This window comes from Shewanella sp. DNRA4 (assembly GCF_012843185.1).
Classification (GTDB): domain Bacteria; phylum Pseudomonadota; class Gammaproteobacteria; order Enterobacterales; family Shewanellaceae; genus Shewanella; species Shewanella xiamenensis.
On the sequence record NZ_JABAIP010000024.1, the window covers coordinates 1 to 14,974 of the forward strand.

Genomic DNA, 14,974 nt, shown 5'->3' on the forward strand with positions numbered 1-14,974 from the left:
GCTATCCTTCCCTGATACCAATTCAATCATCCATTTTGATCTAAACACTCAGCCTTGGTTCACGCCCTTTGAGATTAGCTCAAAAAATGTGCTGAAGGTAACAAAATAGAAAATTGACAAAACAAGACCACCAACAATATTGCATTTGATAAGCGTTTTCATTTAGAATTAACCCAACCTATGTTGGAGTTCCAAAAATGTACGTTTGTCTTTGTCACGCCATCACAGATACTCAGATCAAAAACGCAGTAAGCCAAGGCGATACAAGTCTTGCTGACGTTAAAAAGCGTTTAGGCGTTGCCGATCAATGCGGCAAATGCGCAAGAATGGCCGTACAAACCATCCAAAACCAACTCGAAATCGAACCTAATTACTACGAAGTCGCTTAACTTAGAATCTTCAACCCCTTTAAGCAAAACATCATTTTTGTGTTCACTGCTATTCCTAATCGCTAACATCCACATCGTTTTGAGATATTGCACAATATCAAGCTTAAAAACAGATATTGCCGCACATCCCCTTAATGGGACATCCCACTCAGTCAACAGCACAAATGCTTGTCGCTCAATGGGATGCACTCTGTTTATCGGCGTTTTAATAAATACGCAGCTTCATTCAACCAAGGGACTTCTTTCTTAACAAACCTCGGGTTGTCCGCAAGCACGTCCTGACAATCCAAGAGCTGGATTTCAAAATCGTCACTTAAATGTGTTTCTACCCAAGTTGGCGACACCGCAAAAGGTGGCCCACTTAAAGCGTCCTGCGGGTAGTCTAAGGTCACCAATAAACCAACACTGCCCGAAGGCAATAACTGCGCTAATTGCTTGGCATATTGCGCCCGCATACTCTCAGGCCAGGCAATCAAGGCCGCGCGATCATAAAAACCACTCACTTGCGCCGTAATAGACTGAGGTAAGGTGAAGATATCGCCTTGATACAAACTTATCTGTTCGGTTTGGTAATGCTGATGTTCGCCTTCTGCACTTTGCTGCATTGGCAATTGGTTATCGCTAAAAAACTGTTGCACAGCGAGTTCATTCAACTCACAACCAATCACTTGATGCCCCTGCTCGGCTAAAAAACACATATCCAAAGACTTACCACACAGGGGAACAAAAACCTTGGCATCGGCGGGAAGCGCCAATTGATGCCAATACTTGACGAGGAAAGGATTAACGTCTTGTTGATGAAAACCAATCTGTTGTTGCTGCCACTTCTCGTGCCAAAAACCAGGTTCCATAGGTATATCTCAAAAGGCTAAAGTTATCCTTACTCTAATGGCATTTACGACTGGATGCAAAATCTCAAATACGGCAAGTTAATCATAGCGATGGAAATAGTTAATGATTAAGACAATGCTTCTTGCACCCGGCGTAACCAAGCACAGTTATCACATTGGCATTGGCGACGGGAAAGATGGTGTGGGCTGAGTGAAGAATCAATAAAGTCGACGGCAATAAGCAATTGTTGCTTAAGCTCGGAGATGGATTTTTGTTCGACGGCCACCAGCTCATCATTCTGGTTCATCCAGATACACTCCATACCTTGGTGGCATGTTAGACACTGCTCATCGCTATCATTAAAAAATACCGCATGTGGACAATGAGTCACTTCCATTGACTGTAAAATTCGCTTACGCGGAAACTCTAATAACTCGATCAATAAAGCCTTATCTGGGGCGGGCATATGCCCTCCTTAAATCCACTTTGTCCACGGGAAATTTAACAAAAATATATCCCAATCCAATGTGCTTAAGATTACCTAGACTCTATACGATTTAACTTGATATAAATCAAAGTCAGCGACGAAATGATGGGATAGGTGAGCCGCAAACAGTGCGCATTTTATCCCCTTAAAATAAATCTCCGCTCCTATTTGCTTAACATACCCGCTTGCTGTTTAAATAACCCAAACAAGGAGCCTCGCATTGCAAACACCCCAACTACAACATTTTTACATTTCCGAAGAGCAATCGATTTATTTGCTCAAGGCTAACGATGCCCGCAAACACAAGGCGTGGATCCGTTTATGTAAACAACAGTTAAGTAAGTTGGGTTATCGAGACATTGAGTTTATCGGTAAGGGGGCTTATGGCTTTGTGTTTGCGGGAATTAATCAGGCCGACGAAGCCCATGTATTTAAATTCTCAAGAATTAATCTGCCGCAGCATATTCAAGACCGCTTAGAGGAAGAAGCCTTTATGCTGTCCTTGCTTAAACACCCCAACATTCCGGGGGCGATCAAATTTGAGCGAGTTGGCAAACAAGGGATTTTAGTGATGGAGCGGGCTAAAGGTGAAGATTTGGAGCAACTTTGCCGCCGCTTAGGCGCTCTGCCTCCCGCAATAGTAATGAGTATCGCCCGCCAACTCGCCGATATTCTCTACTATCTGCGCACTGGCAAACCCTTAGTACATGGCGATATTAAGCCTTCAAACCTTGTCTATGATATTGAAAGCCAACACTTATCCTTAATCGACTGGGGCTCCGCCGTGTTTGCGCAACGGGATGAATATAACAAGGCCGTCGAAGACAATGTGATGACGCTGATGTCGAGCGATCAGCAACACACCAATGCTCGCATGGGAGATGTGTATTTTATTGGCGAAGAACAGCTAAACGGCGCACTCTCCAGCCCACGCTTTGACGAGCAAGGCGTGGCGGCGACCTTGTATGCCTTGGCCTCTGGACAGGCGAGTCGCTTCGGTGCGCAGGTTATCCCGCCCACCAGCATTGGCTTACCGATGGAATTAGCACGCACCTTGGAAGGCATGCTCAGTAGTGATGCCGTGCAGCGCAATCTAGCGGGAGATTATTTTCTCAAAAGCATGCGCCACAGCCATAGATTGCACTTACCTGAATTGCCAAAAGCTGAGCTGATGGGGGACATCCCCGTCTGGGTCCAATCCCGTGAAAAAGATGTCGAAACCGTCAGTTACAGTTCGCGTAAATCATTCTTAAAAGAACATAATGCTTACGATCCCATCGCCAAGATGGACGATATTCAACTCGAAAAATACTATCGCAACTTCTTAGCCGGTATGGGCGATACTGAAAAGGGCTTTATCGCCGCCGTGGGTCGTCTAGGCCAATATCCGATCGTGGGCGGACTAGCGATTCATTGGCAAGAAACCGGCGTGTTTATTGATTCTAATCTTGCCATTTACGATGCCAAACAAAAAAGCGCGCTCATCATCGCCGTTAATAATATGGTGACCCTCGCACGGGGAATTAAACGGATCGGCGTCTTTAAGGCCTGCTTTTTTAACGCCAGAGATACGCTACATATCGAGCGTGAAAACATTCACGAACCTTTTGTCGCCAGTGCCGATTTACAACTGCCCTTTGAAGTGGGTGATGTGCCAACCCTCGAGGATAAATCGCGGCTGCATTCTTACTTTGAAGATGGTAAAGATCCGGATGAAAACCTTGAACTACCGAACGAAATCATGGAGGAATTGGCGAGGATCAACCAAATCCACCATACGGGTTGCATTATTTTTGAAGCCCTACCGAACCACTTAAAGATCCACAGCTACTTAAAGTTGCTCAATCCGCGTAAACAGGCAGCGTTTCGCGCCAGCCTCGACCGCATTTTGCATTATGTCGGTAAAATTCAAGGTCATGGCGTTTCCGGCTTTATGAAACTGCCCTATAAAAATACCCGTCGCTTTACCCATATTGAACGTAAGCCCGAGTATTTTTATCCTAAAAATCCAAAAGAAATAGGCGCTTAACGATTCTATTCGCTAGCGCCTATTATGCTGACGGCCCAACCTAGACTAGATAGGTGAGCCTGGCGGTAAAGTTAAGGGCTTAGGGATAAGTTTTTTATTAGCATCCAAAAGCCCCGCACTAAGGCCCTGCTCCAATCCGTTATAGTGGGCAGCCACTTTAGCATTGGCTCGGTTAGCTTTGGCTTTGAGCTGCTTTATCACAAATTGAGCACGTTCAAAGAGCGCAGCCTTAACCTCTGGCGCAGTTTGCGGATCATGGTAGGTCGACAAGAGTTCATCGATCACCACCGCATTAACGCGCATCCACACACCTTCAACTAAGCCAAGCTTATCTTCCTGATATAACGTCGCGGCAAACAACTTATTCAGTAGCGTCTCAACCGAGAGTTGCTCATTATCGGCCATCGCCGCTTGGCTCACACGATTTAAGCGTTTTGGCATGAGCAGTAAGCTTACCGTGTGGCGAGCAGACACTTCTGCCATGCCAAGGGGATCGCTCGTCACCCCAAGCCCCGATTCAAACGACTCCCGCGTTGGCTGATAATTACCCGCTTTAGGGACTAAAGTGTCTAACAATGTTTGTGGGACCGTTAGACTTGCTGCATCTAAGGTGCTTAACAACGCATCGAGACCCGACAATTGTAATGGCGGTGCTATATAGCTCCAGCGACCGCCCTCACCGATAGACAAATAGTGATAGTCGGTGCCGCCAATAAATTTTGCGACAGCCTCGATTTGGTAACGATTGAGTAAATAGATAGGTACAAAAGCATCGACCAATTCACCAAGCGGCTCGCCAGGCAATAAGGCCGCTCGACTGAAACCTTCAATCGCCTTGGCACGAATGCGATTTAGCTCCAATAGTTGAGCGATTGGAGCATCACCACTGTCCCACAAACTTGCATAGGCGTGACTGGCATCCTTTTGGCGTGAGTCGGCTTCACCGATGTAACGCAGTCCCTTACGCGCGACCTCGGCCAACAACTGATTTTGCAGCGCCAACTGGGCAGTCACATCGCCTTCATCGCTATAACCGTAGGCGATGGTAAAGTTATCCCACGGCCCGACACCAACGCCATAAGGTGCTGAAATATCAATATCATTGCCTTTCAGCTGGATCTTGGGATGGGGGTAATCCATCACAGAGGCATCCTGATTGGTTGAGGCAGCAAAGTTATGATCTAATCCTAAGGTATGACCGACCTCATGGGCAGCAAGTTGCCGAATACGCGCTAATGCCAGCTCATTAGCGACCTTCTCTGCCGCCGCTCTATCCTGCCACCCTGCGGTTAATCCTTTGGCAATCAAATAATCTTGGCGTACCCGCAAGCTCCCTAAGGTCACTTGGCCTTTGATGATTTCGCCAGTACGCGGATCGGTGAGCGCTGCGCCATAGGACCAGCCTCGCGTCGCTCGGTGGACCCACTGGATCATGTTATAACGGATATCCTGCGGATCGGCATCGGGCGGCAACAGTTCAACCTTAAAACCGTTGATAAACCCCGCTTGGGTGAAGGCTGTTTCCCACCAGCGTGCGCCATCGAGCAGTGCCGAGCGAATAGGCTCAGGCACACCTGGGTCGAGGTAATAGGTGATAGGTTTAACCACCTCACTAGGCGCAGGGCCTGGGCTCACCTTTTGCAGGCGGTGGCGCAAAATAAACCGCTGCACCAGAGGCTCAGAAAAATCCGTCGCATAGTCGCGGTACTCATCGGATAGATAGCCACTCATCGGATGATAGGCGCGAACTTGATAGCCTTCGTCTGGCAATTCAACAAAAGAATAACGCATCCGTACTGACATAAAGGTGCCATCGGGCGTGACCTTAGCGACTTGCTCGCCAGCAACATCGCCCTTAAAGGTCAATTGCACATCTACATCGCTATTGTTTTCAAAGGATTTAACTCCTGCGGGCAAAATCGCCGAGCGGGTTAAGTCGAGATGATAATTGCCCTGTCCCGTCTGTTGCAGCACATGTGAGACACCGTGCAGATCATTAAGCACTAGCTCACTGATCGCCACCATATCCGGCTTACCTTCGAGTAATTTTCCCTGCCACAATACCGAATCGGCAAAGGCTTCCTCTACTGCTCGCTTTTCGGCGGCATCTTGGGTATTGGCGCGATATTGGGTGTTTAGTTGCTTAAGTTGGATATAAGGGCCTTGGCGCTCAAACTGCACCATGCGGGTTTGACCTAACTGGCCACGATCTAAGCCGATATCGTTAGAACCGACCCCTTCAGGCAAGCTAGTCACCAAGAGAAAGGGTTGATTGAGGCGACTCACCTCAAGGTATAACTCCCCTTCGCTCGGTTCATAGTAAAAATTGAGAAATCCCTTGGCTACTTGGCTTTGTTTAACAATTTTAGTGCTTGGCAGAGTAGCGGCAAAGCTAAGGGCTGGCAAACCTAAGAGCAGGATGGCGAGGGCTAGGCTATGGGGTTTCATCTTTCCTCCTGAACTGGCTGTCTACGTGGTCACGCTATGAAACTAACCACGCGGGGCCATCACTGGCCCCGGGCGAACAATTAATGGTGATTATGTTTGTGCTTAATCCAATGGGTTAAGGTTTCAAATAATTCGGATAGCACGATAGGCTTAGTAATATGGGCATTCATCCCTGCGGCGAGACTCTTTTCCCGATCTCCAGACATCGCATGGGCTGTCATGGCGATAATCGGTAAGGCATCAGCGCTGTAACGTTCACGCAGTGCCCGCGCCGCCGTTAAACCATCCATTACTGGCATTTGAATATCCATTAATACCGCATCAAAGGGCCGCGAGTCGATAATATCCAACGCAATTTGGCCATTTCCTGCGACGACGACTTCGTAACCCGCACTCTTTAACAGCTCTGTCGCGACCTGTTGGTTGATAAAGTTATCTTCAACCAAGAGCACTAAACCTGTGTGCTCACCTTCTTCGACAGCCACTTCAGCAATAGGCTGTGCGACATTGAGCCTTGGCTCGTCGGCAAAGGCGGCAATAATCTCATCGAACAAGCTCGAGGCCTTAAAGGGCTTTTGCAACACAGCAAACACATTGGCACTATCGACTTCAAGTTGCAAAGGTTCAGCCGCATAGGCCGTCATCATAATAATGATTGGCCGTTTCGCGATCCGACCTTCGGCCACCATGGTATCGATGGCGCTAATCACATCACTGCCATCCATTTCTGGCATCATCCAATCGAGCAACAATAAATCGATAGGATCACGCGACAACTTGTACAGCGCCTCGGCGCCGCTCGCGGCAGTATCCACCTCAAAGTGGAAATCGCGCATCAACGCTGAGTAAATTTGCAGTGCCGTTGGGTTATCATCCACCACAAGTGTACGTAAATTATTGAGTTTTTCAGGCACGACTAAGGGCTCGACTTTAGCTTCTTCGGCAATTTCAAAACTGATGGTAAAGCTAAAGGTACTGCCGACGCCTAAATCACTCTGCACTTGCATCTTGCCACCCATCATGGAGACCAAATGCTTACTGATCGATAAACCTAAGCCTGTGCCGCCGTATTTACGGGTCGTCGAGCCATCGGCTTGGGCAAAGGCATCGAATAACTTTTCCTGCTGATCTTTACTGATCCCAATACCGGTATCCCGCACCCAGAATTTTAAGGTAATCCGGTGATCACGCTCGCCGACATCTTCACATCCCAATTCAATCTCGCCGGATTGGGTAAACTTCACCGCGTTCGACAACAAATTGATCAGCACTTGGCCTAGACGCAGTGGATCGCCCTTAAGAATGAGCCCTGCCGTCACTGGCGCATACAGCAATAATTCAACGCCTTGTTCCTGCGCCTTAAGCGCGTTGAGATCGAGGGCATGATCGAGCACTTTATCCAATGGGAACGGCACCCGCTCCAACTCTAACTTACCCGCCTCAATCTTAGAGAAGTCGAGAATATCGTTAATAATCCGCAGCAACGACTGCGCCGAGAAACCGGCTTTTTCGAGGTAATCCTTCTGCTGCGCCGTCAGCGAGGTGCGCTGCGCCAACTGCAACATACCGATAATAGCGTTCATTGGCGTGCGGATTTCATGACTCATATTCGCCAAAAATTCACTCTTATACAGGTTGGCCAATTCCGCATCCTGCTTCGCCTCCAACAGCGCCACTTCGTTACTCTTATGGCGCGTAATGTCCTTATGGGTACCGACCATACGCTTAGGCTGACCATCGGCGGTAAATTCCACTACCCGTCCACGGGAAAGCACCCAGTGATAACTGCCATTTTTACCTAAAATCCGAAACTCGATTTCGTAAGCATCGACCGGGTTTTGCAGATACTGATTACGGTACTCTTCGACCCGAATTCTGTCGTCGGGGTGTGTTAGCTGGTCGATAGCCGACACTAACGCAGGGAATTCATTGGGTTTATACCCCAGCATCGAATAATAGGATGGGTTGCAAATAATATGTTCCGAATCCAGATACCAGTCCCATAGACCATCCTCTACCGCATCCATCGCTAAATGGTAACGCTCTTCCGACAGACGTAACTGTTCGGCGGACTCGTACTCACGCGTGACATCGCGCCACACGGCAATTAAGCCTTGCAGCTCGCCACGGCGATTGTAAAAAGGCAATTTAAGGGTATCTAGCAACACAGGTTTACCCGCTAACTCGACCTTCTCTTGATAACGCAGCGGCGTGCGATCTTTTAGGATCTGCTCATCCTCGGCACGAATACGAATGCCCATCTCTGGCGAGGTTAAATCCTCCGACGACAGACCGATCATCTCGCTTTCGGTGTAACCCAACATCCGCTCGGCGGCCTTGTTACAGCCGAGGTAATTGCCCTCTTTATCTTTAAAGACAATGGCTTCTGGGATGGAGTCGAGTAAGGATCGCAATAACGCATATTCACGTTCGCGGCGCTCGGTAGCATCTTTTAACCGCTCAGTACGACGCGCGACCAGTTTATCGAGTCGTTTATTTTGCTCGGCCAGATGGTGAGTGTATTGCTTGTTTTCCTCAAAAATGCGGCTGACCAATAGGAACCAAGGCTCCCAACCAGGGGTGATTTTTTCCGGCGATTTACGCGGTTCTTGGGAGCAGCCCTCTAAGTGGGATAACAGCCGCGATGCAGGGCTCACAAAAGAGCGGCGCGTTTGCCAGTGTACTATGGTCACCAGCACCGACAGAGCGATGACCACAAGGATAAAGGTCAGTTGCAGTTTTTCGACCGAATCTTGAAACAGGTCGTCTTCATTTTGCAGATACAACAAGCGCCAAGGCGCATTATGCAGCGCAACCGAGTGAATATAGTAACCGTTACGAATAATGCCTTCGTGGGCGTCGAATAATTCAGACTCAGGCAACGAATGCAGCTCAGAAGGAATGCGCTGGCTGATGTGATACACCCGATTGATATCAGAGCCATCAAAATCACTGTGGGATAAAATATTATTCTGCTGATCGAGCAGGATCACCGTCCCCGGCATTTTGAAGTACACCCGAATTTGCCGCGCCAATGAGGCTAAGGTCATATCGAGGTTTATCGAGCCCATAAACTCATCGTCGAGGTAAACGGGCACACCTAAGGTGGTCAATAAGCCTTTACCTGTGGAGTCGACGTAGGCCTCACTCCAAAACACGCTGCGTTGCGGGTTCATCGCTGGCGTCGCGTATTGGAATTGTTTTTTATTGAGCAACTCGTCTCTAAAACGTTGATCATCATTGGTCCAAGGGAAGTAGGACATCATCCGCTGGCGCGATAGATAATAAATTGCCGAGGCTTTGGGTGCGGCTTCTTTGGCCACAGGGAAAGACAGCGATAACTCGAACAGCATTTCCAGCTCTTGGTAGAACTTATCACTGCGACCATCGAGGGAACCCGCGCCCGTGATCCGCCCCATATTAGTGAATGGCTTGCCACCTTTGGCGTAATTAGGCTCTAAGGTAAAATACTGACCACTTTCGTTAAATTTGCCGTACTGCGGTAAGCGATCCTTACGCACTAACTCACCTAAACGTAGGTGATCCACAGCCACATCCCGCAAGCTCTTCACCGCACGAATACTCGACTCTAGTAGTAAGTCAATTTGCAATACATGGCGTTCAACCTGCTCTTCACGCTGATCCATCTGCTGGCTTTTCTGGCGATCGAAAAACATCCACGCCGTCAGCAACGACAGGACAATTACACCGATATAAGTATAAAAAACGGCACGGTTATAATTCTTTTGGATCGGCGATTTTAGCTGGAGATCCGGCTCACTCGATTTCATCCACTACCCTTGATTGCAGCACTTGATTTAGCCATCGGTGGCAAAAGTTACGGAGTTCATTTATGGGTCCTTATATTAGCAGGAAGAAACCCCGAGTCACATCAAATAATTGCCATACTAAGACTGGCAAAGTCTATGATTAGCTAACTGAAAAATCATAGAAATGGCTAAAAACAAAGGTCCCACAAGTGAGACCTTTTGTAACAATTTAGTTAATGGTTAGAGATGTTCTTCAGCGTATTCAGCTAAGCGTGAACGCACCACGCCATTCAGGTATAAGTTTGCACTGCCTTCAAAGTCTTTAAAACGTTCCACTATGTAGGTTAAACCCGAGGTCACTGCGGTGAGATAATTCGAATCGATCTGCGCTAAGTTACCGCAACAAATCAATTTTGTACCTTCTCCCATCCGAGTGATCATGGTTTTGATCTGCGACGCCGTTAAGTTTTGACATTCATCCAAAAGCACAATGGAGTTTTGGATCGAGCGGCCGCGCATAAAGTTGATCGACTTAAATTGGATATTCGCCTTCTCCATGATGTAGTTCAAACTGCCGGTCGGATTGACATCATTCTTGTGCAGCACTTCTAAAGTATCGGTAATGGCCGCGAGCCATGGCATCATCTTTTCTTCTTCGGTGCCGGGTAAAAAACCTATCGATTCGGCAATTTCCGGCGTATTACGAGTCACAATCACCTTATCGTAGCGATTGCGCTCCACTACCAACTCAAGCGCAGCCGCCATTGCTAGTAAGGTTTTACCGCAACCCGCTGGCCCCGTTAAGATCACCAGATCGATATCGGGATCGAGCAAGGCTTGCAGCGCCATGCCTTGGTAAACATTCTTAGGTTTAACGCCCCAAGCCTCGAGGTTTTTTAAGCGCTCGCGGCCCAGATCTAAAATATGCAGATGGGTATCGCTACGCTCGGTGACGCGGCCACAAAAATCAGATTCGGTATCAATCAGATACTGGTTAATGTAGAAAGGTTCGTTGTCTAAATCTTTCAGCGGGACTTCATGAATCGTATGCCGACCGTGGCGCTCGGTGGACACTTTGTTTAAATGCTCCCAAAAATTACCTTCGAACTGATAAAAGCCCTTGCTGAGGAAACGAATATCGTCGATCAGCTGGTCGGTTCGATAATCCTCAACCAATTGAATACCCGCGCCCTTGGCCTTAAGACGCATATTGATATCTTTAGTGACGAGTACCACAGTGCGTGGATGGTGAAGATTTTGTAGATGTAGTGCGGTATTGATAATGCGGTTATCGTTGCCATCCCCCGGCAGGGCACCTAAGGTAAAATCGACAAGATGGTCAGGGAAAATAGAAAGTGAGCCTATTGCATCGGCATGCCCTTCTCGACTTGGCAAAGGGACGCCATTAATAATTTGTTCAGGTGTTGTATCGCCGCCGAGGGTATCTTCCAATGCCCGAATGGCGACTCTCGCATCGCGACTCACATCACTCTTTCGATCTTTAATCTGGTCTAGCTCTTCTAGCACAGTCATCGGAATGACTACATCGTGCTCTTTAAACGAATAGATCGCCAAAGGTTCATGTAGTAACACATTGGTATCCAGTACAAACAACTTTCTGTCGTCTTGTTCCATGGCGCCTCCAGAGTGCTCGATTATTTTATGTTATATCTCGTTCCCAGTGAGTGGATATGGCTCCTTTGCTGATTGGCGTTAGGTTAAGAATGATCTTTAAGTTCAAGCCTCTACCGAATAAAGATAGCTAGCGGCTTACACTAATATTGGCACCATTCTCAATGAATGCCAACCAAATCATCAGAGACTCGAAAGCAGTGTAGGTCCCTCGATATGACAGAAGCATGACAAAACCTCGAGCTGCAACAGAGAATTTTCTTCACTGTTCAATTTGTAATCTGCTGTGTGGAGAATTAGTCTCTAACGGTTGAGAGGGCGATTCAAATATCCCTAGTATTGATATAACATACGCGCCCTTTGTTAGAGTCCGCCCAGAGATGAGAATTTAAGATGCCGTTTGCCTTAGGACAACGTTGGATAAGTGATACCGAGTCAGAGCTTGGTTTAGGAACAGTCGTACAAGTTGAAGGCCGCATGGTCACAGTGTTATTCCCTGCGACTGGTGAGAACCGTATGTTCTCGCGTAACGAAGCCCCGCTGACCCGCGTCATATACAACCCTGGCGATACGGTTGAAAGCCATGAAGGCTGGAGTCTCTCGGTCGAAGAACTCACCGAAAAAGACGGCCTCGTCGTCTACCACGGTATCCACAGCGAAACAGGCGAAAAAGCCAGCCTGCGTGAGACACTGTTAAACCACAATATTCGCTTTAACAAACCGCAGGATCGCCTGTTTGCGGGTCAGATTGACCGCCTCGACCGTTTCGGCATTCGTTATCAATGCCAGTTACTGCGCAATCAACTGGCGACCTCTGATTTACTCGGCTTACAAGGGCCACGCGTCGGTCTTATTCCCCATCAAATGTGGATCGCCCATGAAGTGGGTCGCCGTTATGCGCCGCGGGTGTTACTGGCCGACGAAGTGGGTTTAGGTAAAACCATCGAAGCAGGGTTAATTATCCACCAACAACTGCTGACAGGCCGTGCCGAACGAGTATTGATTATTGTGCCGGATACCCTGCGCCATCAGTGGTTAGTGGAAATGCTGCGCCGCTTTAACTTGCGCTTCTCGGTGTTTGATGAAGACCGTTGCGTTGAAGCCTTTGCCGACCATGACAACCCTTTCTATACCGAACAGTTAGTGATTTGTTCACTCGAATTACTGCGCAAAAAGAAACGTCTCGACCAAGCACTCGATGCCGATTGGGATCTGTTAGTGGTTGATGAAGCACACCATTTAGAGTGGACCGAAGACGCCCCAAGCCGCGCCTACCAAGTGGTTGAAGCCTTAAGCGAAGTCGTACCGGGCGTATTATTACTGACCGCAACACCGGATCAACTCGGTCACGAGAGCCATTTTGCGCGCTTGCGCCTACTCGACCCAGATCGTTTCTATGACTACGACGCCTTCCTTGCTGAAGAAAACAGCTACAAAGATGTCGCCATCGCCGCCGAAGCTTTAGCGGGCGAAAGCAAATTATCTGATACCGCTATCAACAGCTTAACCGAATTACTCAGCGAAAAAGACATAGCGCCGAGCATTCGGTTAATTCAAGCCGAAGGCATCGACAGCGAATTGCAACAAGCTGCCCGCAGCGAATTACTGCAAGAACTGCTTGATCGCCACGGCACTGGCCGCGTGCTTTACCGCAACAGCCGCGCCTCGGTAAAAGGTTTTCCGAAACGTATTTTCAACGCCTATCCCCATGCGATGCCTGAGCAGTATCTTACCGCTGCACGCGTAAATGAGATGATGGGCGGCCGTAAGACCTTAGAAGCGAAAGCGGCACAAGCCTTAAGCCCTGAAAAACTCTATCAAGAATTTGAAGACAACAGCGCAAGTTGGTGGAAGTTCGATCCTCGCGTGGATTGGTTAATCGAGTTTTTAAAGTCGCACCGCAGCAAGAAAGTGCTGATTATCGCCAGTGGCGCCGATACTGCCCTGAGCTTAGAAGAAGCCCTGCGTACCCGTGAAGGCATTCAAGCCACAGTGTTCCACGAAGGCATGTCGATTATCGAGCGCGATAAAGCGGGTGCTTACTTTGCTCAAGAAGAAGGCGGCGCTCAGGCATTAATCTGTTCAGAAATCGGCTCCGAGGGTCGTAACTTCCAGTTTGCCAGCCACTTAGTGCTGTTCGATCTGCCATTAAACCCAGATTTATTGGAGCAGCGTATCGGCCGTTTGGACCGTATTGGTCAAAAGAACGATATCCAAATTCACTTGCCTTATCTGCAAGATACGGCACAGGAGCGTTTACTCCAATGGTATCACCAAGGTCTAAATGCCTTCGAGCTTACCTGCCCTGGCGGCCATATACTTTTCAGTGAATTTGCCGAAGAATTGTTAAATGTCCTTGTCGGCGGTGATGAAGATGAGCTAACCAATCTGCTCAATCACACCCAAAGCCGTTACAAAGAACTGAAACACGCCATGGAACAAGGCCGTGATAAACTGCTGGAAATCAACTCCCATGGCGGCGATAAAGCCAAAGCGATTGTCGAGCGTTTAGCCCAAAGCGATCAAGATACTAAGCTGATCGGTTCGGTGATCCGCTTGTGGGACATTATCGGTGTCGACCAGGAAGATAAAGGCGAAAACTCGATCATCCTACGTCCGAGCGAGCATATGATGTTCCCGACTTATCCGGGCCTGCATGAGGATGGCGTTACCGTCACCTTCGACCGTGATACCGCACTCTCCCGTGATGATATTGCCTTGATCACCCAAGAGCATCCACTGGTGCAAACCGGCCTCGACTTGATCACTAGCTCGGATACCGGTACTACAAGTGTTGCGATATTAAAAAACAAGGCATTGCCTGCGGGCACCCTGTTTTTAGAACTGATTTATATGGCAGATGCCTCGGCGCCTAAATCGAGCCAGCTCTATCGTTATCTACCGCCTACGCCTATCCGTATTCTGCTGGATAAAAATGGCAACGATCTGTCAGCCAAGGTCGATTACAGCAGTTTTGACAAACAGTTAAGCGCGGTAAACCGTCATATTGCTAGCAAGTTAGTCACTGCATCACAGCCAATTCTGCATCCGTTATTTGCTAAAGGCGAAGAGTATGCCCAAGTGGCCGTCAATGAGTTAGTGGCTCAAGCGCGCGAGAAGATGACCAGCCAACTCACAGGCGAACTCGAACGTTTAGAGTCCCTCAAAGCAGTCAACCCCAATATCCGTGAGGAAGAATTAGAATACCTACGCAACCAAATGCGGGAGCTGACCACTTACCTCGATGCGAGTCAGTTGCAGCTTGATGCGATTCGTATGGTCCTAGTTAGCCATGTTTAATCTTGATTGGCATTAAACTGAGCCTGATCCGGCTCGCTTAAGCTAAAACACAAACGCCCAGCCAATCGCTGGGCGTTTTTATTTTCTC

General features: G+C 48.3%; 8 protein-coding genes. 3 read left to right on the forward strand and 5 right to left on the reverse strand.

Annotated elements, in window-relative coordinates; all coding sequences use genetic code 11:
- Window positions 1–197: 197 nt before the first annotated feature.
- The gene (locus tag HG547_RS19860) at window positions 198–389 is read left to right on the forward strand and encodes a bacterioferritin-associated ferredoxin (protein ID WP_169548808.1); all 192 of its coding nucleotides are present in this window, start codon (window positions 198–200) and stop codon (window positions 387–389) included.
- Window positions 390–583: 194 nt separating this feature from the next.
- Here the strand turns inward: HG547_RS19860 and HG547_RS19865 are convergent, their stop codons facing one another.
- Both HG547_RS19865 and HG547_RS19870 read right to left on the reverse strand, forming a co-directional pair.
- Window positions 584–1,240 (reverse strand): thiopurine S-methyltransferase, encoded by a 657-nt coding sequence (locus HG547_RS19865; protein WP_169548809.1) that lies wholly within the window; start codon window positions 1,238–1,240, stop codon window positions 584–586.
- 107 nt (window positions 1,241–1,347) lie between these two features.
- Complete coding sequence (locus HG547_RS19870; RefSeq protein WP_037414054.1) at window positions 1,348–1,686, reverse strand: hypothetical protein; 339 nt, start codon at window positions 1,684–1,686, stop codon at window positions 1,348–1,350.
- A 241-nt stretch (window positions 1,687–1,927) separates the two neighbouring features.
- Here HG547_RS19870 and HG547_RS19875 point away from each other — a divergent pair, with 241 nt between their 5' ends.
- The gene (locus HG547_RS19875; RefSeq protein ID WP_169548810.1) at window positions 1,928–3,736 is read left to right on the forward strand and encodes a protein kinase; all 1,809 of its coding nucleotides are present in this window, start codon (window positions 1,928–1,930) and stop codon (window positions 3,734–3,736) included.
- A gap of 45 nt (window positions 3,737–3,781) precedes the next feature.
- On the opposite strand, the gene HG547_RS19880 is transcribed toward HG547_RS19875, so the two are convergent.
- The 3 genes from HG547_RS19880 to HG547_RS19890 all read right to left on the reverse strand — a co-directional run bounded on the left by HG547_RS19880 (window position 3,782) and on the right by HG547_RS19890 (window position 11,589).
- Window positions 3,782–6,184: a zinc-dependent metalloprotease gene (locus HG547_RS19880; protein WP_169548811.1), complete on the reverse strand. Its 2,403-nt coding sequence runs from the start codon at window positions 6,182–6,184 to the stop codon at window positions 3,782–3,784.
- 80 nt (window positions 6,185–6,264) lie between these two features.
- Entirely contained in the window at window positions 6,265–9,975 is a 3,711-nt protein-coding gene (locus HG547_RS19885) for a response regulator (RefSeq protein ID WP_169548812.1), read from the reverse strand.
- A gap of 219 nt (window positions 9,976–10,194) precedes the next feature.
- Window positions 10,195–11,589: a PhoH family protein gene (locus HG547_RS19890; RefSeq protein WP_037426948.1), complete on the reverse strand. Its 1,395-nt coding sequence runs from the start codon at window positions 11,587–11,589 to the stop codon at window positions 10,195–10,197.
- A 390-nt stretch (window positions 11,590–11,979) separates the two neighbouring features.
- Between HG547_RS19890 and rapA the strand changes: the two genes are divergently transcribed.
- The gene (gene rapA, locus HG547_RS19895) at window positions 11,980–14,886 is read left to right on the forward strand and encodes an RNA polymerase-associated protein RapA (RefSeq protein ID WP_169548813.1); all 2,907 of its coding nucleotides are present in this window, start codon (window positions 11,980–11,982) and stop codon (window positions 14,884–14,886) included.
- The last annotated feature ends 88 nt before the right edge of the window (window positions 14,887–14,974 follow it).